This is a genomic window from Pseudomonas sp. E141 (assembly GCF_052659885.1).
Window position 1 is genome coordinate 1,040,247 of sequence record NZ_CP084024.1, and the last position, 23,103, is coordinate 1,063,349.

The following is a 23,103-nucleotide window of genomic DNA, read 5'->3' on the forward strand; positions in this document are numbered from 1 at the left end:
GCGTTACAGCAGGTTCTCGATTTTTTTTTGTTTGTTTCGAAATCCATTGTGGCGAGGGGATTTAGCGAAACGTCGCACCGCCCCGTTGGGCTGCGAAGCAGTCCTAAAACCAGCTCCACAGTGAGTCAGGAAGATTGAGTTGCCTGCCTTAGGGGCTGCTTCGCAGCCCAGCGGGGATAAATCCCCTCGCCACAACAGCATTCACTTGAGAACTGGGCAAAAAAAAACGGCCCGAAGGCCGTTTTCTCATGCAGCAACAGACTCAACCGCCCAGATACGCCTCGCGTACTTTCGGGTCGGTCAACAGCGCCTCACCCGTGCCTTGCATCACCACGCGGCCGTTCTCCAGCACGTACGCCCGGTCAGCGATTTTCAGCGCCTGGTTGGCGTTCTGCTCCACCAGGAATACCGTCACGCCATCCTTGCGCAGTTGTTCGATGATGTCGAAGATCTGCTGGATGATGATCGGCGCCAGGCCCAGGGACGGTTCGTCGAGCAGCAACAACTTGGGCTTGCTCATCAGCGCACGGCCGATGGCGAGCATTTGCTGTTCGCCGCCGGACATGGTGCCGCCGCGCTGGCTAAAGCGTTCTTTCAGGCGGGGGAAAAGGTGCAGCACCTTGTCCATTTGCTCCTGAAAATCACCCTTTTCGGTGAAAAAACCGCCCATGGCGAGGTTTTCTTCCACGGTCAGTCGGGCAAATACCCGACGGCCTTCCGGCACCACGGCGATGCTCTTGCGCATGATTTGCGAAGAGTCCTGGCCCACCAGTTCCTCACCCATGTAGCGGATGCTGCCACTGTGGGCCTGGGGCGAACCGCAGAGCGTCATCAGCAGGGTGGATTTGCCGGCACCGTTGGCACCGATCAGCGTCACGATTTCGCCCTGGCGGACTTCGACGTTGACGCTGTGCAGGGCCTGGATCTTGCCATAGAAGGTGGAAACGTTTTCGAACTGCAGCATTTACGCTTCCCCCAGGTAGGCTTTGATCACTTCAGGATTGTCGCGGATCTGTTCCGGCGAACCGTCGGCCAGCGGCGTGCCCTGGTTGATCACGACGATATGGTCGGAAATGCTCATGACCAGCTTCATGTCGTGCTCGATCAGCAACACGGTGACATCGTGCTCCTCGCGCAGCACGCCGATCAGCGCTTTGAGGTCTTCGGTTTCCTTCGGGTTCAGGCCGGCGGCCGGTTCGTCGAGCATGAGGATCCGCGGGCGGGTCATCATGCAGCGGGCGATTTCCAGGCGCCGTTGCTGGCCGTAGGCCAGGGTGCCGGCGGTACGGTTGGCGAACTCCTTGAGATTGACCTTCTCCAGCCAGTACTCGGCGAACTCCATGGCCTCGCGTTCGCTCTTGCGAAACGCCGGGGTCTTGAACAGACCGGCAAAGAAGTTGGTGTTCAGGTGACGATGCTGGGCGATCAACAGGTTCTCGACCGCCGTCATGTCCTTGAACAGCCGCACGTTCTGGAAGGTGCGCACCACACCCTTGCGGGCGATGTGGTGACCAGGCAGGCCCTGGATCGGCTCGCCGTCCAGCAGGATGGTGCCGCCGGTAGGCTGATAGAAGCCGGTCAGGCAGTTGAACACGGTGGTCTTGCCCGCGCCGTTCGGCCCGATCAATGCAACGACCTGTTTCTCTTTCACGGTCAGGGCCACGCCATTGACCGCCAGCAAGCCGCCGAAGCGCATGCTCAAGTTTTCGACTTTCAGGATCTCGCGGCTCATTTGCGCAGCTCCATGTGCGGGCGTTGCATAGGCAGCAGACCTTGAGGACGCCAGATCATCATCAGCACCATCAAGGCGCCGAACATCAACATGCGGTATTCGCTGAATTCACGCATCATTTCAGGCAACAGGATCATCACGATTGCCGCCAGGATCACACCCAGCTGCGAGCCCATCCCACCCAGCACCACGATGGCGAGGATGATCGCCGACTCGATGAAGGTGAAGGATTCCGGCGTCACCAGGCCCTGACGGGCAGCAAAGAAGCTACCGGCGAAACCGGCGAAGGCGGCACCGAGGGTGAAAGCCGAAAGCTTGATCACGGTCGGGTTCAGACCCAGGGCACGGCAGGCGATCTCGTCTTCACGCAGCGCTTCCCACGCACGGCCGATAGGCATGCGCAGCAGGCGGTTGATGACGAACAGCGCAGCCAGGGCCAGCAACAGCGCAACCAGGTAGAGGAAAATCACCTTGTTGATCGAGTTGTAGGGCAGTCCGAAGTATTCGTGGAAGGTCTGCAGGCCTTCGGCGGCTTTGCGTTCGAAGGTCAGGCCGAAGAACGTCGGTTTCTCGATATTGCTGATGCCGTTCGGGCCACCGGTGATGTCGGTCAGGTTGCGCAGGAACAGACGGATGATCTCGCCGAAACCCAGGGTCACGATTGCCAGGTAGTCACCGCGCAAGCGCAGCACCGGGAAACCCAGCAGGAAACCGAAGGTGGCGGCCATCATCCCGGCAATTGGCAGGCAGATCCAGAAGCTCAAGCCGAAGTAATGGGACAGCAGCGCGTAGCTGTAGGCGCCGACGGCATAGAAGCCGACGTAACCCAGGTCCAGCAGACCGGCCAGCCCTACCACGATGTTCAGGCCCAGGCCCAGCATCACGTAGATCAGGATCAGGGTGGCGATGTCCACCGCACCGCGAGAGCCGAAAAACGGCCAGACCAACGCGATGACGATCAGGGCCAGGATGATCCAGCGCTGGGTAGTCGGCAGGGTCAGGAAGTTGCTGGCCTTGGCCGGGACTATCGGCAGGCCGGGCGAGGCCTTCCAGGCGGCGCTGATCTGCGTGCTGAACAGCACCCGCAGGAACATCAGCACCGAACACGCGGCGATGGTCGCCAGGATGGCGGGGCTGGTGCCGTGCACTTCAAGATCGATGCCCACGATGGTCAGTTTCAGGCCGAGTACCGGGTACGCGACCGCCCAGACCAACAGCGCGCTGAAGAGCGCCGATTTAAGATGTTTAGTCATACCTTCTCAACCTCCGGACGGCCCAGGATGCCGGTCGGCCGGAACAGCAGCACCAGAACCAACAAGCCGAACGCCACGACGTCCTTGTATTGATCGCCGAAGATGTCGGCACCAAAGGCTTCCGCCACGCCCAGCACCAACCCGCCGAGCATGGCTCCGGGGATGCTGCCGATGCCGCCCAGTACCGCGGCGGTGAAGGCCTTCAGGCCCACGAGGAAACCGGCGTTGGGGTTGATCACACCGTATTGCATGCTCAGCAGCACGGCGGCGATGGCCGCCAGGGCCGCGCCGATGACGAAGGTCAGGGCAATGATGTTGTTGGTGTTGATGCCCAGCAGGTTGGCCATCTTGATGTCCTCGGCGCAGGCACGGCAGGCGCGGCCCAGGCGGGAACGGGAGATGAACAGCGTCAGGCCGAGCATGGCGACCAGGGTCACCACGAACACCACGATTTGCATGTAGGAAATCAGCACTTCCTGTGCCCCCCCTGGCCCGAAGGTAAAGTTACCCGGAATCAGGTTGGGAATGGATTTGTCCTTGGAGTCTTGCGACAGCAGAACGGTGTTCTGCAGGAAGATCGACATGCCGATGGCCGAAATCAGCGGGATCAGACGGTTGCTGCCGCGCAAGGGGCGGTAGGCGATCCGTTCGATGCTGTAGCCATAGGAACTGGTCACCACGATGCTCGCGATGAACGCCGCGGTCATTAACAGCGGGACACTGTCGAGTCCCATCATGGCCAGCCCGGCGATGGCGATGAACGCCACGTAGGAGCCGATCATGTACACCTCGCCGTGGGCGAAGTTGATCATTCCAATGATGCCGTAAACCATCGTATAGCCGATGGCGATCAGGGCATACGTGCTGCCAACGGTCAGGCCGTTAACCAGCTGTTGGAAGAAGTGATAGATGTCAGGCATTACAGCGCTCCTAAAAACCTGATACGCATTTCACTGGTGGAGTCATTTTCCCGCCCGGCCCCGTGGATCTGCATCCACTTCGAGCACGAGGTTTGCCAGCGAACCGCTGATGACGGTTTTGAGATTTTCAGGTGGGGAGACTGGCGGATCACGCCAGCGCGGCCCAATACATTTAAAACAAAGCCCACGGCACGCCGTGGGCTTTATTGGCAGTCAGTCAGGCCAGGCCTTACTGAGGCGAAGCTTCGGTTTTAGGTTTGCCGAAATGCCACTGGTAAACCACAAACTTGAAGTCCTTCAGGTCGCCCTTGTCGTCGAAGCTCAGGTCACCGGTCGGAGTCTTGAAAGTACCGGCGTGGATGGCTTCAGCCACTTTTTCCGGGTCTTCGCTCTTGGTTTCGGTGATGGCCTGGGCAATCACTTGAACGGCCGAGTAGGACGGGAACACGAACGGACCGCTCGGGTCTTCCTTCTTGGCTTTGAACGCGTCAGCCAGGGCGATGTTGGCCGGATCCTGGTCGAAGGATTTCGGCAGGGTCACCAGCAAACCTTCGGAAGCTTCCTTGGCGATCTGCGAGATCGAGTCGTTACCCACGCCTTCCGGACCCATGAACTTGGCGTTCAGGCCTTTTTCCTGGGATTGACGCAGGATCAGGCCCAGCTCCGGGTGGTAGCCGCCGTAGTAGACGAAGTCGACGTTGGCTTGCTTGAGCTTGGCGATCATCGAGGAGAAGTCTTTGTCGCCGGCGTTCACGCCTTCGAACACGGCGACTTTCACGCCTTTCTTCTCAAGGGTCGTTTTCACGGCACTGGCGATACCTTCGCCGTATTGCTGCTTGTCGTGCAGGACCGCAACGACTTTCGGCTTGACGTGGTCGGCAATGTAGTTACCGGCGGCAGGGCCCTGGGCGCTGTCCAGGCCGATGGTGCGGAAGATCATCTTGTAGCCGCGAGCGGTGATGTCCGGGCTGGTAGCGGCTGGCGTGATCATGATCACGCCTTCGTCTTCATAGATGTCCGAAGCCGGTTGGGTGGAGCTGGAGCACAGGTGGCCGACCACGAACTTGACGCCGTCGTTGACGACTTTGTTCGCCACCGCGACCGCTTGTTTTGGATCACAGGCGTCATCGTATTCAACGGCGACCAGTTGTTTGCCGTTGACGCCGCCCTTGGCGTTGATCTGCTCGATGGCCATTTTGGAGCCACTGAATTGCATGTCGCCGTATTGGGCTACGGGGCCGGTCTTTGGGCCGGCGATGCCGATCTTGATGGTGTCGGCGGCGAACGAATGGCTGGCAACCCCGGCCAGAACCATAGCGGCAAACAGTTTGGAAATCTGCTTAGTAGCCTTAGTCATAGTGCTCCACTCATGCTGTTGTAGTTTTTATAGTCCTGGCGCCGAAGCAGCAGAACCGGGTCAGATATCTTGGATATCCTCGCGGAAAATGCCCCCGGCAACTGTACCGGTACAGTGTAGAGCGCCGATTGTTGGCAAGGGAAGCTGGCGCTTGGGGGCAAAACCTGAGGGTGTCGCTTAATTGAAAGAAAAAGACAGAATGGCGGCGGGGTTCGTCCGGACAAATCGGCAATCCCTGGCTTTCCTGCGCTTTCCAATCGGTACTCCAATTGCTACCGGGTTTTTCTGCCAGACCACCGACGTTATCATTCGCGCCGATTTCTTTTCCGGACAGCTCCCATGAATCAAGAACCTAGCACCCTCTATGCCAAACTGCTTGGTGAAACCGCATCCATCACCTGGAAGGAGCTGGAGCCGTTCTTTGCCAAGGGTGCCCTATTGTGGGTCGACCCGGCCCTGGATCTGATCGCCGCGGCCGAGGCCGTTGCCCAGGACGAAGGTACCAAAGTCGCCGCCTGGCTGGCTGCCGACCAGTTGGCCAAGCTGTCTGAAACGCGGGCGCTGGACTTTTTCGAACGCGATCCGCAGCTATGGGCGGTGGTGGTTTCACCGTGGATTATGATCCAGGAAAGGGCATCGGTTTGATGCTCGCACCAAGTTGGTTCGTATTTTCTGCGGAGTAAAAGTGTGTAGGTGAGTAGCGTGATGGCATCCTGCCGTGGTGAAACGCCACAGCGGAGGGTGACGTATACGTAACGGGAACAGTTTATTGGGCAGCCGTTGGGCTGCTTAATTGTTTCTGAATGTTGATTTTGTGTTTTGGTCAAGGCTGCCAATCGCGAGCAGGCTCGCTCCCACAGTGAACCGCGTTTCTTCAGAAAGAACGCGATTAATGTGGGAGCGAGCCTGCTCGCGATTGGCGCGACGCGGTCCTGCGCCTACCTCAATAAGTCTTGCCCGTATGGTTATTCAGGGAAATAACCTTGGTCTTGCCGATGCGGTGACGGTAGATCTCACGCAAATACTTGATCGCCTTTTTCACGCAGTCGCGGGACAGGCGGATGTCGTTGATCGAGACGAACTTGTCTTTATCGCTGATCAGCTCGCGGTATTTCTTCTCGTACATCGGCTTGATCGCGTACCAGTTGGTGTCGAGGATCTTCGCCGGATTTTCGAACTCGTTGAGCAGATCGTCGATGCGCTCTTCGTCGAAGTCTTCGTTGATGATGAAGTCCAGGATCGAGTTGTCCAGGGTGTCATCGAAGCGATACGGGGTGCGGGCAAAACAGCGCTTGATGAACGCCACGATCAGGGTCAGGAAGTCATCCGACAGGCAGGGGCTCTTGGCGATCAGGGTGGTCAGCGACAGGTTGGCCGAGGCACCGATCACCAGCGCGTAACGCTTGAGGGTGGTGTTGGGGAACAGGCTGTTGAGGTGGGTCTTGAGCCGGTTCAGGTCCATGTAGGACAGCTTGTAGTCCTTGGGCAACGAGACGATCGACACCACCGACGAGCAGTTCTTGAAGAAGTGCAGGTCATGCAGGGCCGCGGCGTCGTAGCCGGAATTCTTGTACTGCTCCAGCGAGGCGCGGTAGCGCTTGGATTCGATCGGCAACAGGCTGATGCCTTCAATGGCCTGGGTGACTTTGTTGAAGTGCGGCAGGTCGATGGAGCGGAAGAACAGGTCGTCGATGTTCAGGCGCGGCGGCTCCTTCTCGAACACCTTGAACTTGTCGCCGCTGGGCGCTGGGGTTTCCGGAACGACGGACTCGGCGTAGGCAATCGCCACCGGGCCGGCCAGGCTCATGAACAGGTCGTTGGCGTCCAGGCGAATGGTTTCGCCAATGTCGATGCCGGCACGACGGAAATAGTTCTGGTCGTAGTCGGTGGTCACCGCCTGGGCGGTCAGGATGTTGAAGATCTGCTGGGAGATGTACTGGTTGGCGTGCTTCTCCATGGCATTGACATCGATGTTCTGGATGTTGCCGTCATCGCTCTCTTCGGCGTAGCGCATGATGTCGTTGGAGATCAGCATCATCGCGTTCCAGGGGCGGATGCGGCCCATCACGCTGGCTTCGCTGCTGTCTTCGTTGGCGAAGTTGTACGAGAAATCCCATTCTTCCGACAGGTACTTGCACAGCAGGCGTCCGGCGTTGATGTGCAGCGCCTCGGACATTTCGCTGCGGTGATCGGAAATATTCGGCAGTACGCAAATGCCGCTGGTGAAGATCGGCTCGAAGACGAAGGAATGACCGCTCTTGCTGTCGTGTTCGTCCATCGGCTTGGTGTCGAACGTCTTGTTCATGTACGAGTACTGCTGAGCCAGGCCGAACTCCGAGGCCATGCCCGAACCGGTACCGCCACCGGCACTGAAGATCGAGAAGTACAGGCGCGACTGGTTGGCCTTGATGCCGCAGCTGTCGATCAGGTACGAGTGGATCATTTTCCAGTCGGGGCTGGAGAAACGCTGGGTGTCCTTGTTCAGGATGATCTTGGCCAGGTACTGGCCCAGGATCGGCGCGTTACCGGCGCCGCCGGCATGGACTTCCGACAGGTCCATGATTTTCATTTTGCTGTAGTCGCGCAAAAAGCCGCTTTTTTCGCCTTTGCGCGAAAAACGGATGCGTCCGGCGATGTCCTTGTCCAGGTCGCCGAGCATCACCAACGGCTCGACCAAAAACACCGGCTTGCTCACCTTGCTGGTGCCCAGGCGCAAATTGTTGCGGATCCACTGCGCCGGGCTGTAACCCTTGTCGCTGTAGCCCTTGTCTTCGGCATTGAACTCGTTGAGGTAGAACTTGCGGGCGTTGTACACCAGCTCGGCTACGTCCAGGGCGATGTTGGAGCCACAGCGACCCAGGCCGATCAGGCATACGGACGGGAACTCCTGCTGATCGCGTTCGCTTTCGTCGTCCACCAGGTGCGGCGGGCGCGGGAACACGCTGTCACGCAGGCCGTCGAGGTTGTCGAGGATGCGGTCGGTGTTGGTTTCGGTGAAATACAGATACTGCTGAGTCGACAGGGAACGTGAGCGCCTCGGCGGCTTCGGGGTTTCAGGACCGTTGGCGGCCGGGCTCAACGTAAGATCGGATACTGCAGTGGCTGTTTTTTTAGAGGTCATTGTGCGCCATATGCCTGAACTGGTCGGTTCGATGACCACTGTCATCAAACCATCGCGGATGGGAGCTCGCGTCCTTGACGGCGCGAAGGTCGGCCCAAGCGTTCAGGGGGGGCAGCCTGAGCAGCGCTCGGGAAAATCTTTCCTGATAGGTTGAATCGGCCATCAGAAGGCGATCTTTAGTCGAAATAAGGCAAAATGATGTCAATTGCTTCAGGGAATTGACCATAGTCACTAAACACGCCGCCCGCCATGGCCGGGTATCAGTCATGCGAATGATTGGAGACAGCCTGCGCGCCGCTGTCTAGATTGCAGACTCCGGGTTCGGATGCCTCGCCGTGCCCCATAACAATAAAGAGACGGACCCATGCAGAACTCGACCCAAGCGGCGAATGCCTGGCGCATTCTGTTCCTGCTGTTCCTGGCCAACCTGTTCAACTTCTTTGACCGCACCATCCCGGCGATCATCATCGAGCCGATCCGTATGGAGTGGAGCCTCAGCGACTTCCAGATCGGCATCATCGGCACCGCCTTCACCATCGTTTACGCCATCGCCGGGCTGCCGCTGGGGCGCATGGCCGATACCGGTTCGCGCAGCAAGTTGATGGGCTGGGGCCTGGCGACCTGGAGCGGGCTGACGGCGGTCAATGGCTTGGTGGGCAGTTTCTGGGCGTTTCTGGTGGTACGCATGGGCGTGGGGATCGGCGAAGCCAGTTACGCGCCAGCGGCCAACTCGCTGATCGGCGACCTGTTTCCGGCCCACCGTCGGGCGCGGGCCATGGGCATCTTCATGCTCGGCCTGCCGATCGGTCTGCTGCTGGCGTTCTTCACCATCGGGGCGATGGTCAAGGCCTTCGACAGCTGGCGCGCGCCGTTCTTTATCGCGGCGGTGCCGGGGTTGGTGCTGGCGGTGTTCATGTTTTTCATCAAGGAGCCCAAGCGCGGCGCGGCGGAAGCGGTGCAGATCTCCCAGGAAAAAATCGACAAGCCGATCCGACGGGTGCTGGCGATTCCTACTTTTCTGTGGCTGGTGTTGGCGGGGCTGTGTTTCAACTTCGCCACCTATGCCTGCAACTCGTTCCTGGTACCCATGTTACAGCGCTATTTCCTGATGCCGCTGCACGACGCGGCGGTTGCCACCGGGATCATGGTGGGCGTGACCGGGCTGTTCGGCTTGACTCTGGGTGGCTGGATTGCCGACAAGATTCATCAACGGGTGCCCAACGGACGCCTGCTATTCGCCGCGTTCAGCCTGGTGATCTCCACGGCCACCACCGCTTGGGCGTTGTATGCCGGACGGATTGAAATTGGTGTGTTCGTTGCGGTGTTCAGTGTCGGCTGGCTGTTTGCCTATACCTTTTATACGTGCGTATACACGGCGATCCAGGACGTAGTCGAACCGCGTCTGCGGGCCACGGCGATGGCGTTGTTCTTTGCCGGGTTGTATCTGTTGGGTGGCGGCATGGGGCCGGTGGTGGTAGGCGGCTTGTCTGACTACTTTGCCCATGCGGCCATGGCCGCGACCGGCGCCTCGCAGATGACCGAGGCGTTCAAGGCCATTGGTTTGCATGACGCGATGTTCCTGATTCCGGTGGCGCTGTTCCTGACCATGGTGTTCCTGTTCCTGGCGTCGCGCTGTTTCGTGCGCGATGCCAAGCGGATGAAGGATGGGATGAGCGCGGTGGCGCCGCTGGAGGGAGTGGTGGCGCCGGCTTGAAGAGATTTTGTGGCAATGATGCTTTTGTGGCGAGGGAGCTTGCTCCCGCTGGGCTGCGAAGCGGCCCCAAAAATGTTGCGGTCGCTGCGCAACCGAGCGGGAGCAAGCTCCCTCGCCACAGAGAACGTGTGTTACAGGTTATTGAGCCTTGTCATCCCGCCCACGCAACACGCGATTGGGCATCGCCACTGCCGCCGCCAGCCCCAACAACGACACCGCGGCGCTGATCAGCAACAAATGCCGGAACGTCGTCTGCAATTGCTGACGCAAGGCGTGTTGTGCTTCGCCGGGGGCAGCGTTCAAGCCATCCAGCAAAACATTGCCGGAATGCCCTTCACCCAACGGCGACGAACCGGCGAATTGGGCAACGTTTGAATCCTGCAGCAAGGCCAGCAGCAACGCCGACATCAGCGCCACGCCCACGGCGCCGCCGAGGGAGCGGAACAGGTTGGTGGTGCTGGTGGCGACCCCGATGTCCTGCTGTTGCACCGAGTTTTGCGACCCCACCAGCGAAGTCGGGAACTGCATGCCGGAGGCGATGCCGCTGAGCAGCATGAACAGGCTGCTGAGCCAGAACGCGTCGGGCGGGGTGAAGGCCATGCCGAGGATGGCAAACGGGAAGAGCAGGGCGCCGCTGAGGATCATCGGTTGGTAGTAGCCAGTGATCGAGGTACGGCGTCCGGCGAAATAAGCACCTATGGGCAACCCCATCGCCAGCGGCAACAAGTGCAACGCTGCGCTGTCGGCGCCAGCCCCGGTCACGCTCTGATAGCGCAACGGCACCAGCACGGTCAGGGAAATCGCCTGGAAACTGGTGAAAAACACCGTGCACCAGCACAACACCGCGTTGCGGTTGACGAACAGGTGCATCGGTAACAACGGTTCCCGGGACCGGCGCTCCTGCCAGATGAATAATCCCAGCGCCACCACGGCGCAACCCAGCAGCCCCAGTACGTCGCGGCTGTGCCAGGCGTGGCCCTGGCCAACCTCGGTGATGCCTAGCAGCAGCGCGGTCAGGCCGATGATCAACAGCACGGTGCCCAGGTAATCGATGATCGGCTTACGGTGCGGCACCGGCAACCCGACGAGGGTGCGCCGGGCAATCAGCCAGGCCCCCAGGCCCAAGGGCAGGTTGATCAGGAACACCCAGCGCCACGACAGGTACTCGGTCATGTAGCCGCCCAATACCGGCCCCGCCACACTGGCCAGCGCATACATGCTGCTGAAATAGCCCTGATAACGGCCACGTTCGCGGGGCGGCACGATGTCGCCGATGATCGCCTGGCTCACCGAGATCATCCCGCCGGCGCCGATGCCCTGGAATATGCGCGCCAGCACCAGTTGTTCCATGTTTTGCGCCAGCCCACAGAACAGTGAGGCCAGGGTGAACAGCCCCATGCCGAACAGCATCAACGGCCGCCGACCGTAGAGGTCACCGAGCTTGCCGTAGATCGGCACCGCCACGGTCATGGCGACCATGTAGCCGGAAATCACCCAGGCCAGCAGGCCGACATCACCCAATTGGGCGGAAATGGCCGGCATCGAGACGGCGACGATGGTTTGATCCAGTGCGCCGAGAAAAATCGCCAGCATCAGGGCCACCAGCACACTACGGACGGCAGGCTGTGGGGCGTGGGAGGTATGGAGTTGAGTCAAGGCAGAACCTGCGGGCATCACGCCTGGGGGGCGAATAGGACTGAGCCCGCAGTTTAAGTCGATAGCCGGCTATTCGATAGCCTCGTAAGGAAGTCCGACGTAGTTTTCCGCGATGGTTTTTCGACCCGCCTCGGAGTCGACGAAATATTCCAGCTCCGCTTCGCTGATGCGCTGGTTGAAGGCGTCGTCGTCGAAGCGGTGCAGCATGGACGTCATCCACCAGGAGAAACGCTCGGCTTTCCACACCCGCCGCAGGCAAATGGCGGAATACTTTTCCAGCAAGTCCGTACGGCCGTCGCGATAGACCTTGAGCAGAATGTTGAACAGCGTGCTGACGTCGCTGGCGGCCAGGTTCAGCCCCTTGGCGCCGGTGGGCGGAACGATGTGGGCCGCGTCCCCCACCAGGAACATCCGTCCATACTGCATTGGCTCGACCACGAAGCTGCGCAGCGGCGCGATGCTTTTCTCGATGGAGGGACCTGTCACCAGGGCTTGGGCCAGGTCGGCTGGCAGGCGGTTTTTCAGTTCAGACCAGAAGCGCTCGTCCGGCCAATCGGCCACTTGCTCCTCGGCGGGCACTTGCAGGTAATAACGGGTGCGCGTCTTGGAACGCATGCTGCACAGGGCAAAACCACGTTCGTGACGGGCGTAGACCAACTCCTCGTGAACCGGTGGGGTGTCGGCCAGGATGCCGAGCCAGCCAAACGGGTAGACCCGCTCGAAAACCTTGAGTTTTTCCGCGGGGATCGACTGGCGCGCCACACCATGGAAACCGTCACAACCGGCAATGTAATCGCAGTCCAGGCGCCAGGTTTGCCCTTGGTGCTCGAAGGTCACGAAGGGGCTCTCGGTTTGCATGTCGTGGGGCTGGGCATTGCCGACCTGATAAAGCGTGCGGGCGCCGGCGGCTTCTCGGGCGGCCATCAGGTCGCGGGTGACTTCAGTCTGGCCGTAGATCATGACGTTTTTACCGCCAGTCAGCCCCTTCAGGTCGATGTGCACCCGACGGCCGTTGAGCGCCAGCTCAAAGCCGTCATGGGGCAGTCCCTCGGCGTCCATGCGCTGGCCGACGCCGGCCTGGCGCAGCAGTTGGGCCATGCCTTGCTCCAGCACACCGGCGCGGATGCGGCTCAGCACATAGTCCGGGGTCTGGCGTTCGAGGATCACCGTGTCAATTCCAGCGTTGTGCAACAACTGGCCGAGCAGCAGCCCAGAAGGGCCGGCACCGATAATGGCAACTTGGGTCTTGAGGGTTTTCATTGTTGTTATGACTCGCACGAAGCACCTGACCAGGGTCGGTGTTGATTGGGGTGCTTGCATTTTTCGCTTGCGGACCTGTCAATTGAAGGGGAAAACTGAGCCGATACCTGTACTTTCTACCAATCGGTGCGATTATCGCCCGCAACCCAGGCCGATCCTCGTGATGAAAAAAACAGACCTGCCTTCAATCCCGGTATTCAAGCTCTACGGCGAGAGCCAGGATTGGCCGACCCCGGACCTGCTGCACTGTGAAACCATTTCCAAGCGCAGCCGAGAGCACCAATGGGAGATCAAACCCCATCGGCACGCCGATCTCTGTCAGTTGTTGTTTGTCTTCAAGGGCCAGGCGGAGCTGGAAATCGAAGGCCAGCGCACACAGCTCGACGAGCCGGCGGTGCAGATCCTGCCGCCGTTGTCGGTGCATGGCTTCCGTTTTTCCGAGGATGTGCAGGGTTACGTGGTGACCCTGGCCGCACCGCTGGTGACGCACCTGCAATCGCAGCTGGGTCATTCGGTCAACGTGCTGGCCCAGGCCGAAAGCTACCCGGCCCTGGAAGATGCCGAGTACCTCAATAGCCTGTTCAGCGCCCTGCAGGCTGAATACGGTGGGCATCAGCCGGCCCGGGAAATGCTGATGCATGCCTTGGTCAGCGTGATCATGGTCTGGGTCAGTCGTCAGGTGATGCAGCGGCGTACGCAGGCCCAGCGCCCACAACGCGCGCGGGAGTACCTCAACGGGTTCATTCAGTTGGTGGAAGAAACCTATCGCCAGCATGTCAAGGTCGAAGACCTGGCCCATCGTCTGGGCATCTCCGTGTCGCACCTCAACGGCACCTGTCGGGAACTGGCGGGGCAGCCGGCCCTGCAGATCATGCATGAGCGCCAACTGCTGGAGGCCAAACGGCTGCTGACGTACACCGGCATGACCATCTACGAGATCTCTGAAATGCTCGGCTTTTCCGACCCGACCAATTTCACCCGGTTGTTTCGCCGGCGGGTTGGCATCTCTCCCAAGGCATTCCGGGACCGGCTCAAGACCGATCAACCGGACGACTGAACACGCCTCAGCGCAAGGCGTTCAGGGTCGCGGTGTGAGGAATGCAGCGTTCGAAGTTGCAACTGGCGTATTCACGCGGCAACTGCCTAGTCTGTTCGACCCGATAGGCCGCCGTGCCATACAGCGCAAGCGTGGCGGTGCAGGTGATAAAAATGGCGAGGCGTCTTCTTGTTTTAATGTTCATGGCGATGACCTCTGAACGAATACCCGTGGGTACTACTTTCAGCATAGGTCAGCCGTAGAGGGTTGCCAGCCAGTCAGTGGTTTGATGTAACCGATATTCAGGACGCTGATAACCCTTTGTGGGAGCGGGCTTGCTCGCGAATGCGGTGGGTCAGCCCCCATTGATGTTGACTGTTGCACCGCTATCGCGAGCAGGCTCGCTCCCACCGGGAATTGGGGGGCTTTGAACCAGGTTACTCCAGGTGTTCAGGCTTCATCGGGTCGCCCGGCTTGACGTCCAGTTGCTTGCGTACGTCTTCGAACATCTCGTCGTAGTACTTGTGCATCGAGCCGATGCTGGCGGTCTTGGGCAGGCCGTATTTCTGGGCGATGCGCGTGGCATGGCGGGCGAAGTCGAAGGCTTGGTCCTTGGCCAGGAAAAATTCTTCGTCCACAGGCTTGTCTTCAACGGTGCCATGCACCCGGAACGACATGCCCGTGCCCTCTTTTTTGTTCTGGTCGACCTTATAGTCGATGCACAGGTTATAGCTGAAATCATCCTTGTTCAGTGCATGGCGTTCCATGTGCAGGTGACCGGGTTCGAACATGGCCATAAACGACTCTCCTTCGAAGGCGTGGGTGTAGGGCAGACCGTGAATCTGCCCCGCAAGTTTCCTGTTATCGATAAGCGATGCCAAGTTGGGCCGTGCTGATGCGGGTGCCGGCGGTGCCTTGGACGATCGCTTCGATGTCCGAGAGTGAGCCGATCACCGCGACCTTGCCAGTGTTGCGGGCAAATTCGCAGGCGGCCTGGACTTTCGGCCCCATGGAACCGGCGGCGAACCCCAGCTTGTCCATTTCATCGGGGTGGGCCTGGGCAATGGCTTTCTGGGTCGGCTTGCCGAAATCGACGAACGCGGCGTTGACATCGGTGGCAATCACCAACAGATCGCTTTCCAGTTGTTCAGCCAGCAGCGCCGAGCACAAGTCTTTGTCGATCACCGCTTCCACGCCCCGTAGCTTGCCGTCGGCGTCGTACATCGTCGGGATACCACCCCCGCCAGCGCAGATCACGATGCTGCCTTTTTCCAGCAGCCACTTGATCGGGCGGATTTCGAAGATGCGCTTGGGGCGAGGGCTGGCGACCACGCGGCGGAACTTGTCACCATCCGGGGCGATGGACCAGCCTTTTTCAGCCGCGAGTTTTTCCGCCTCAGCCTTTGTGTAGACCGGGCCAATGGGCTTGGTGGGGTTCTGGAAGCCTGGGTCGTTGGCGTCCACTTCGACCTGGGTCAACAACGTGGCGAACGGCACTTCGAAGTCCAACAGGTTGCCCAGTTCCTGTTCGATGATGTAACCGATCATGCCCTCGGTCTCGGCGCCGAGCACGTCCAGCGGATACGGCGAGACCGAGGTGTAGGCCGCGGCCTGCAGCGACAACAGGCCGACCTGGGGGCCATTGCCGTGGGCGATGACCAGCTCGTTGCCGGGGTGGATTTTGGCGATCTGTTCGGTCGCCGTGCGGATGTTGCTGCGTTGGTTGTCGGCGGTCATGGGTTCACCCCGACGCAGAAGGGCGTTGCCGCCCAGGGCTACGACGATGCGCATAATGCTGTCCTCTGACAGAGAAATAATGGACGACTCGGCCCCCTTGTGGGAGCTGGCCTGTGGGAGCATGGCTTGCCCGCGATGGCATCGCCTGGTCCATCAGCTACACCCAGGTGTCTGTATCGCGGGCAAGCCTTGCTCCCACAGTTCTGCTCCAGAACGCGCGAGTTGCCTGAGGTTCTAGATATCCGCCAGCGCCGACACCAGGATCGCCTTGATGGTATGCATGCGGTTTTCCGCTTGCTCGAAGGCGATGTTGGCCGGGGATTCGAACACCTCCTCAGTCACTTCCACGCCGTTGGCCAGGTTCGGATAGCGCGCGGCGATGTCCTTGCCGACCTTGGTCTCGCTGTTATGGAACGCCGGCAGGCAGTGCATGAATTTCACCCGCGGGTTGCCCGAGGCCTTCATCATTTGCGCGTTGACCTGGTAGGGCAGCAGTTGCTCGATGCGCTCGTCCCAGGCTTCCACCGGCTCGCCCATGGAGACCCAGATGTCAGTGTGGATGAAGTCCACACCCTTGACGGCTTCCTTCGGGTCCTCGGTGATGGTGATGCGTGCGCCGCTTTCGGCGGCGAAGGCCTGGCACTGGTCGATGAAATCCTGGTGCGGCCACAGGGCCTTTGGCGCACCGATGCGTACGTCCATGCCCAGTTTGGCGCCGATCATCAGCAGCGAATTGCCCATGTTATAGCGGGCATCGCCCAAGTAGGCGTAGCTGATGTCGTGCAGCGGCTTGTCGCTGTGCTCGCGCATGGTCAGGGTGTCGGCGATCATTTGAGTGGGGTGGAATTCAGCGGTCAGGCCGTTGAACACCGGCACGCCGGCGAATTTGGCCAGCTCCTCGACGATCTCCTGCTCGAAGCCGCGATACTCGATGGCGTCGAACATCCGTCCCAGCACCCGGGCGGTGTCTTTCATGCTTTCCTTGTGGCCGATCTGCGACGACACCGGGTCGATGTAGGTGACGTGGGCGCCCTGGTCATGGGCCGCGACTTCGAAGGCGCAGCGGGTGCGGGTCGAGGTTTTCTCGAAGATCAGCGCGATGTTCTTGCCCTTGAGGTGTGGCTGCTCGGTGCCGGTGTACTTGGCACGCTTGAGGTCGCGGGACAGGTCCAGCAGATAGTGCAGTTCGCGGTTGGTGTGGTGCATCAAGCTCAGCAGGCTGCGGTTGCGCATGTTGAAAGCCATGATTTGGATCTCCTTGGGTTTCGGTTATCCCCTGGGCCGGTATTGGGTGAATACCGGCCCAGGCTCAAAGGTCAGTAGTCGATCGGGTCGCGAATGATCGGGCAGGTCATGCAGTGACCACCGCCGCGGCCGCGGCCCAGTTCGCTGGCGCTGATGGTGATGACTTCCACCCCGGCCTTGCGCAGCAGGGTGTTGGTGTAGGTGTTGCGGTCGTAGCCGATCACCACGCCCGGTTCCAGGGCCACCACGTTATTGCCGTCGTCCCATTGTTCGCGTTCGGCGGCAAAGCTGTTGCCGCCGGTTTCCACCACCCGCAGCGCCGGCAGCTTGAGGGCCGCGGCGACGGTGTCGAGGAAGCTGCCTTCTTCGCGACGTACATCGATGCCGCCGGGCTTGCTCTCGTCTGGGCGCAGGGAGAAGGCGACGATCTGGCTCACCACTTCCGGGAAAACCGTCACCAGGTCGCGATCGCAGAAGCTGAACACGGTGTCCAGGTGCATGGCGGCGCGGGATTTCGGCAAGCCGGCGACGATCACCCGTTCCACGGCCTTGTGCTTGAACAGGTTCAGCGCCAGTTGACCGATGGCCTGGCGCGACGAGCGTTCGCCCATGCCAATCAGCACGACCCCGTTGCCAATGGGCATCACGTCGCCGCCTTCGAGGGTCGCGTTGCCGTGATCCTGGTCCGGGTCGCCGTACCAGATCTGGAAGTCGGCCTGGGTGAACTCGGGGTGGAATTTGTAGATGGCGCTGGCCAGCAGGGTTTCCTGGCGGCGTGCCGGCCAGTACATCGGGTTCAGCGTCACGCCGCCATAGATCCAGCAAGTGGTGTCGCGGGTGAACTGGGTGTTGGGCAGCGGCGGCAGGATGAAACTTGAGTGCCCGAGAAAGTCGCGGAACATCTGGATGGTTTTGCCGCCGAAGCTGTCCGGCAGGTCATCGGCCGAGACGCCGCCGATCAGGAATTCGGCGATATGGCGTGGCTCCAGGCTGCGCAGCCAGGAACCGACTTCATTCACCAGGCCCAGGCCCACCGAGTTGGCGGTGATCTTGCGCTGCAGGATCCAGTCGAGGGCCTCGGGGATGGCGACGATGTCGGTCAGCAGGTTGTGCATTTCCAGCACGTCGATGTCACGCTCGCGCATCTTGGTGACGAAATCGAAATGATCGCGCTTGGCCTGGTTGACCCAGATCACGTCGTCGAAAAGCAGCTCGTCGCAGTTGTTCGGGGTCAGCCGCTGATGGGCCAGGCCTGGGGAACACACCATGACTTTACGTAATTTACCGGCTTCGGAATGAACGCCGTATTTCACTTTTTCCGTGGTCATTACAAATCCTCCAGTTAAGACAATCAGCCAGCTACAAGGTCAGGAAGCCGTCGTAGAGCCCATAGGCGGCCACCAGGGCGCCTGCGATCACTGCGGCGAAAATCAGCTTCTCGACAGAGGTGAAAATCGGTTTGCCCAGCTCGCGCTTGGCCTTGGCGAACAGGATCGCGCCGGGGGCGTAGAGCAGGGCGGAGAGCAGCAGGTATTTGATCCCGCCGGCATACAGCAGCCACACCGCGTAGATCAGGGCGATAGCCGCCACAGTCAGATCCTTGCGGCGGTCGGCCAGGGCGTTTTCGTAGGTCTCGCCGCGCACCGCCAACAGCACGGCGTAAGCCGCCGACCACAGGTAGGGCACCAGGATCATCGAGGTGGCGAGGTAGATCAGTGACAGGTAAGTGCTGGCCGAGAACAAAGTGATGATCAGGAACAGCTGGACCATCGCATTGGTCAGCCACAGGGCGTTGGCCGGTACGTGGTTGGCGTTCTCCCGGCGCAGGAACTCGGGCATGGTGTGGTCCTTGGCCGCGGCGAACATGATCTCGGCGCACAGCAGCACCCAGGACAGCAGGGCACCGAGCAGCGAGATGATCAGGCCGACGCTGATCAGTACCGCGCCCCAATGGCCGACGACGTGCTCCAGCACGGCGGCCATGGACGGGTTCTGCAACTTTGCAAGTTCAGGCTGGGTCATGATGCCCAGGGACAGCACGTTCACCAGTACCAGGAACAGCAGCACGGTGATGAAACCGATCACGGTCGCCTTGCCTACGTCTGTGCGTTTCTCGGCACGGGCGGAAAATATGCTTGCCCCTTCAATGCCGATGAACACCCACACGGTGACCAGCATCATGTTGCGCACCTGATTCATCACGCTGCCCAGGTCCGGGTTCTTCAAGCCCCAGATATCGGCGGTGAAGATATCGAGCCTGAAGGCGAACACCGCGATCAGCACGAACAGCAACAGCGGCACCACCTTGGCGATGGTGGTCACCAAGTTGATGAACGCCGCTTCTCTGATGCCCCGCAGGACCAGCCAATGCACCGCCCAGAGCAGCACTGATGCACCGATCACCGCCGCGACGGTATTACCCTCGCCAAACACCGGGAAGAAGTAGCCCAGGGTGCTGAACAACAGCACGAAGTAACCGACGTTGCCCAGCCAGGCGCTGATCCAGTAACCCCAGGCCGACGAGAAGCCCATGTAGTCACCGAACCCGGCCTTGGCATAGGCATATACACCGCCGTCCAGATCGGGTTTACGGTTGGCCAGGGTCTGGAATACGAAAGCCAGGGTCAGCATGCCGACGGCGGTAATGGCCCAGCCGATGAGCACGGCGCCGACATCGGCACTGGCCGCCATATTTTGCGGCAAGGAAAAGATTCCGCCGCCGATCATCGAACCGACGACCAGGGCGACCAGTGCACCCAATCGAAGTTTTGCGGGGGTATCAGACATTTGCGAGACTCCAGCGCAGGAGAAGAGAATCAACAGACTAAGTCGATTTGAAAGTTGAATAGCTGATCTGGATCAGTGCATGACAACATTCCATTGTTAATGAAGGCGTTAACGGCGTCCGTAGGCGTCTGTAGTTGTGCGAAAGGCCCACTCTATGGGGCGTTCGGCAGGGGAATATAAAGTTTCCTTCCCTCGGGATTATTCACGCTAGTTGATTTTCAATGAGTCGCAACTATTTTGTAGGCTGCTGACATGACAAAAATAATCTTGCCACATGGACTTTTTAATTGATGCCATTGGACAATGGTCGGTCCATAAGTATTTGGAATTTTCGTGGATGGCGTTATTCAAAAACGTTATGTCGCTTTATTTACTTATTTAAATAGTGAGAGAACATGCCGCAGCCCATCGAAAAGTTACCCCTCGGCGCCCTGATCGCATTGGTGGTGGGGTCGATGATCGGTGGAGGGATCTTTTCCCTGCCGCAAAACATGGCGGCTCGGGCGGATGTCGGAGCGGTGCTCATTGGCTGGGCCATTACCGCCGTCGGCATGCTGACCCTGGCCTTTGTGTTCCAGACCCTGGCCAATCGCAAGCCGGAACTGGACTCGGGCGTGTATGCCTATGCCAAGGCCGGGTTCGGTGACTACATGGGTTTTTCGTCCGCCTGGGGGTACTGGATCAGCGCCTGGATGGGCAACGTCGGTTACTTCGTGCTGCTGTTCAGTACCTTGGGCTATTTCTTCCCGGTGTTCGGCCAAGGCAATACGCCGGTGGCCATCGGCTGTGCATCGTTGCTGCTGTGGGCGGTGCATTTCCTGGTGCTGCGGGGCATCAGAGAAGCGGCGTTCATCAACCTGGTGACCACCGTGGCCAAGATCGTGCCTCTGTTGATGTTCGTTGTAATGGCCGGGGTGGCCTTCGAGGCCGAGATTTTCACCCGCGATATCTGGGGCACACTGAGCCCGGACCTGGGCAGTGTGATGGACCAGGTGCGGCACATGATGCTGGTCACGGTGTTCGTGTTCATCGGTATCGAAGGCGCCAGTGTGTATTCGGCGCGGGCAGAAAAACGCGCGGACGTAGGGCGTGCGACAGTGATCGGATTCCTCGGGGTGTTGGCGTTGCTGGTGCTGGTGAATGTGCTGTCCCTGGGGGTCATGAGCCAGCCTGAACTGGCGCAGTTGCAGAACCCATCCTTGGCCGGCGTCCTGGAGCATATCGTCGGGCCGTGGGGCGCGTTGCTGATCAGTGTGGGACTGGCGGTGTCACTGCTCGGCGCGCTGCTGTCCTGGGCGTTGTTGTGCGCGGAAATTCTTTACGCCACCGCCCGGGACAAGACCATGCCGGCATTCCTGACCAGGGAAAACGCCAACCATGCGCCGGTCAATGCGCTGTGGCTGACCAATGGCATGATCCAGCTGTTTTTGTTGATCACCCTGTTTTCCGCAGGCACCTATACCAGCCTGATCTATCTCGCCTCGTCGATGATTCTGGTGCCGTATCTGTGGTCGGCGGCCTATGCGGTGCTGCTGTGCGCCCGTGGGGAAACCTATGAACAGGCCTCGGCTCGGCGCATGAAAGACCTGTGCATCGGTGGCGTTGCCCTGTGCTACGCGGTGTGGTTGTTGTATGCCGGTGGCGTGAAATACCTGCTGTTGTCGGCGCTGTTGTATGCCCCCGGGGTGATTCTGTTTGCCCAGGCCAAGCGCGAACAGGGGCAGCCCTTGTTCACTCACGTTGAGAAGGGGGTCTTTGCGTGCGTGATGGCCGGGGCGGGCATGGCGGCTTATGGGTTGTACAGTGGGTTTTTGGCGCTTTGAGGCGAAGGTCACTGTTTTGGGGGAGTTGAGGGGGGCTATGGGAGCGAGCCTTGCTCCCACATAAATCCCCTCGCCACACGGACGGTCGTCACCACCGGGCCCGATGCGCGCCCAATTCCGCCGCCGGCAAGGTCCATTGCAGGGGTGTTCCGGTGATTTTCAAGGGCACCTGCAGGCGATGGGCCGGTCCCCACGGCGTCTGTTCGACCACCAGTCCCTGATCATCCTCGGCCTCGGCCCGCAATGAGGTCGGATCCCCCGCGCCACGCTCGATCAACAGCTTCGCCGTGCGCGCCAGTGACAAGCGTGCCGAGCCGCCCTGGCCGCTCATCAATCGTCGGGACAGCAACACAATCGCGCTGGCGGCCATCAGGTATCCGGTGCCGTGGTCCAGGGCTTGCACCGGCAGCGGGGTTGGCTTGTCTGTGTGTTTCCAGCCCATGCCGGCTTCGGCGATGCCGCTGCTCATTTGCACCAGGCTGTCGAAGCCGCGCCGGTTCTGCCAGGGGCCGCTCCAGCCGTACGCGTTGAGGCTGACATCGATCAGGCCCGGGGCGATTCGCTGGCGTTGTTCTGCACCGTAGCCCAAACGTTCCAGGGCGTCGGCGCGGTAGCCATGCAGGAGGATGTCGGTGTCCTTGAGCAGAGCCTCGAAGGCCACGCGATCTTCAGCTCGGTGCAAATCCAGGCGCGCGCAGCGTTTGCCGAGGGTGACCTCCGGCACCACGCCGGGCTCGTTCCAGGTCGGTGGGTCGATGCGCAGCACGTCGGCTCCCAGGCCTGCGAGGAACCGGCTGGCGATGGGGCCTGCCAGTACGCGGGTCAGATCCAGTACCTTGAGGCCCGCCAGTGGCTGGGTCACGGAGCCGAGCCAGGGCTTGCGCTGCTCTCCAGTCGTTTCACTCAGGTGCACCAGCGGCTCGGCATTGACTGCCAAGCCTTGAGGGTGGGTTTGCCACGCTTGCCATGAACGCATCTCGGCGGCGCAACCGCCCGCCTCGACCACCGACTGCTCCAGCTCGGCCTTGTTCCAGCGGGCCACCCTGGCCGCCATGTCGGCGCGGTCGGTGCAGGTGCCGAGGACTTTTTCCGCAGCAAGGCGATGATGCGGCGCATTGGTGTGCAGGCGAATCCAGCCGTCGGTGGTTGGGTAGTCGCCGGCTACCGGATCCCACATCGGCGGTACGCTCCAGCCGATGGGGCGCAAGGAGGTGGAGAACCAGAACGACGCCAGCCGTCGGTCGACCTCCAGGGCCGGCAGACGGCCGGTTTGCTGGTGGATGAGCTCGGCGGCGGCTTGGCCGGCTGCGGCGATACTGGCGCAGGCCAGCTCCGTGACGGCGAACGCCGACGGCAGGGCGCCGACGCCGGTGAAGGTGATCGGGGTCGTGGGCAAACCAAGCGCGGCTTGCATGGACGTGAGCAGATCTGACATCGAAAGCCCTCCGGAACGAGAGGGCGA

At 60.4% G+C, this 23,103-nt stretch carries 19 protein-coding genes; 4 read left to right on the forward strand and 15 right to left on the reverse strand.

Annotation, left to right across the window (positions count from 1 at the left end; genetic code table 11):
* Positions 1-262: 262 nt before the first annotated feature.
* The 5 genes from GKKCFE_RS04710 to GKKCFE_RS04730 form a co-directional block, all read right to left on the reverse strand.
* Positions 263-964, reverse strand: a complete 702-nt coding sequence (locus GKKCFE_RS04710; RefSeq protein WP_047228389.1) for an ABC transporter ATP-binding protein — start codon at positions 962-964, stop codon at positions 263-265.
* A complete protein-coding gene (gene livG / locus GKKCFE_RS04715; RefSeq protein ID WP_047228388.1) occupies positions 965-1,732 on the reverse strand; it encodes a high-affinity branched-chain amino acid ABC transporter ATP-binding protein LivG in 768 nt (255 codons plus the stop codon).
* Positions 1,729-2,985, reverse strand: coding sequence for a high-affinity branched-chain amino acid ABC transporter permease LivM (locus GKKCFE_RS04720; RefSeq protein WP_047228387.1), 1,257 nt, complete (start codon positions 2,983-2,985; stop codon positions 1,729-1,731). Before GKKCFE_RS04720 ends, livG begins: the two co-directional genes overlap by 4 nt.
* Positions 2,982-3,905, reverse strand: a complete 924-nt coding sequence (livH, locus tag GKKCFE_RS04725) for a high-affinity branched-chain amino acid ABC transporter permease LivH (RefSeq protein ID WP_047228386.1) — start codon at positions 3,903-3,905, stop codon at positions 2,982-2,984. Before livH ends, GKKCFE_RS04720 begins: the two co-directional genes overlap by 4 nt.
* A gap of 229 nt (positions 3,906-4,134) precedes the next feature.
* Positions 4,135-5,262, reverse strand: a complete 1,128-nt coding sequence (locus GKKCFE_RS04730; protein WP_047228385.1) for a branched-chain amino acid ABC transporter substrate-binding protein — start codon at positions 5,260-5,262, stop codon at positions 4,135-4,137.
* Between the two features lie 339 nt (positions 5,263-5,601).
* Between GKKCFE_RS04730 and GKKCFE_RS04735 the strand changes: the two genes are divergently transcribed.
* Complete coding sequence (locus tag GKKCFE_RS04735) at positions 5,602-5,907, forward strand: DUF2288 domain-containing protein (protein ID WP_419417955.1); 306 nt, start codon at positions 5,602-5,604, stop codon at positions 5,905-5,907.
* A gap of 298 nt (positions 5,908-6,205) precedes the next feature.
* Here GKKCFE_RS04735 and GKKCFE_RS04740 read toward each other — a convergent pair whose 3' ends face one another.
* Positions 6,206-8,383 (reverse strand): hypothetical protein, encoded by a 2,178-nt coding sequence (locus tag GKKCFE_RS04740; RefSeq protein ID WP_047228435.1) that lies wholly within the window; start codon positions 8,381-8,383, stop codon positions 6,206-6,208.
* Positions 8,384-8,747: 364 nt separating this feature from the next.
* Between GKKCFE_RS04740 and GKKCFE_RS04745 the strand changes: the two genes are divergently transcribed.
* The gene (locus GKKCFE_RS04745; RefSeq protein WP_047228383.1) at positions 8,748-10,097 is read left to right on the forward strand and encodes a spinster family MFS transporter; all 1,350 of its coding nucleotides are present in this window, start codon (positions 8,748-8,750) and stop codon (positions 10,095-10,097) included.
* Positions 10,098-10,235: 138 nt separating this feature from the next.
* Here the strand turns inward: GKKCFE_RS04745 and GKKCFE_RS04750 are convergent, their stop codons facing one another.
* Entirely contained in the window at positions 10,236-11,771 is a 1,536-nt protein-coding gene (locus GKKCFE_RS04750) for an MDR family MFS transporter (protein ID WP_445577542.1), read from the reverse strand.
* A gap of 51 nt (positions 11,772-11,822) precedes the next feature.
* Positions 11,823-13,013, reverse strand: a complete 1,191-nt coding sequence (gene pobA, locus GKKCFE_RS04755; protein ID WP_076386066.1) for a 4-hydroxybenzoate 3-monooxygenase — start codon at positions 13,011-13,013, stop codon at positions 11,823-11,825.
* A gap of 163 nt (positions 13,014-13,176) precedes the next feature.
* Here pobA and GKKCFE_RS04760 point away from each other — a divergent pair, with 163 nt between their 5' ends.
* Positions 13,177-14,070 carry a helix-turn-helix domain-containing protein gene (locus GKKCFE_RS04760; protein WP_076386064.1) on the forward strand — a complete coding sequence of 298 codons (894 nt, stop codon included), beginning with the start codon at positions 13,177-13,179 and terminating at the stop codon, positions 14,068-14,070.
* 7 nt (positions 14,071-14,077) lie between these two features.
* Here the strand turns inward: GKKCFE_RS04760 and GKKCFE_RS04765 are convergent, their stop codons facing one another.
* The 6 genes from GKKCFE_RS04765 to arcD (GKKCFE_RS04790) all read right to left on the reverse strand — a co-directional run bounded on the left by GKKCFE_RS04765 (position 14,078) and on the right by arcD (GKKCFE_RS04790) (position 19,818).
* A complete protein-coding gene (locus GKKCFE_RS04765; protein WP_172833804.1) occupies positions 14,078-14,254 on the reverse strand; it encodes a hypothetical protein in 177 nt (58 codons plus the stop codon).
* A 232-nt stretch (positions 14,255-14,486) separates the two neighbouring features.
* Positions 14,487-14,846 carry a DUF5064 family protein gene (locus tag GKKCFE_RS04770; RefSeq protein ID WP_047228380.1) on the reverse strand — a complete coding sequence of 120 codons (360 nt, stop codon included), beginning with the start codon at positions 14,844-14,846 and terminating at the stop codon, positions 14,487-14,489.
* Positions 14,847-14,910: 64 nt separating this feature from the next.
* On the reverse strand, positions 14,911-15,840 hold the full coding sequence (arcC, locus tag GKKCFE_RS04775; protein ID WP_047228379.1) for a carbamate kinase: 930 nt from the start codon (positions 15,838-15,840) through the stop codon (positions 14,911-14,913).
* A gap of 180 nt (positions 15,841-16,020) precedes the next feature.
* A complete protein-coding gene (locus GKKCFE_RS04780) occupies positions 16,021-17,031 on the reverse strand; it encodes an ornithine carbamoyltransferase (protein ID WP_047228378.1) in 1,011 nt (336 codons plus the stop codon).
* Positions 17,032-17,102: 71 nt separating this feature from the next.
* Positions 17,103-18,359, reverse strand: coding sequence for an arginine deiminase (gene arcA / locus GKKCFE_RS04785; protein ID WP_076386060.1), 1,257 nt, complete (start codon positions 18,357-18,359; stop codon positions 17,103-17,105).
* Positions 18,360-18,390: 31 nt separating this feature from the next.
* A complete protein-coding gene (arcD, locus tag GKKCFE_RS04790; RefSeq protein WP_047228376.1) occupies positions 18,391-19,818 on the reverse strand; it encodes an arginine-ornithine antiporter in 1,428 nt (475 codons plus the stop codon).
* A gap of 395 nt (positions 19,819-20,213) precedes the next feature.
* Here arcD (GKKCFE_RS04790) and arcD (GKKCFE_RS04795) point away from each other — a divergent pair, with 395 nt between their 5' ends.
* Positions 20,214-21,641, forward strand: a complete 1,428-nt coding sequence (gene arcD, locus GKKCFE_RS04795; protein WP_047228375.1) for an arginine-ornithine antiporter — start codon at positions 20,214-20,216, stop codon at positions 21,639-21,641.
* An 88-nt stretch (positions 21,642-21,729) separates the two neighbouring features.
* On the opposite strand, the gene GKKCFE_RS04800 is transcribed toward arcD (GKKCFE_RS04795), so the two are convergent.
* Positions 21,730-23,076, reverse strand: coding sequence for a CoA transferase (locus GKKCFE_RS04800; RefSeq protein WP_316912714.1), 1,347 nt, complete (start codon positions 23,074-23,076; stop codon positions 21,730-21,732).
* Between the last annotated feature and the right edge of the window lie 27 nt (positions 23,077-23,103).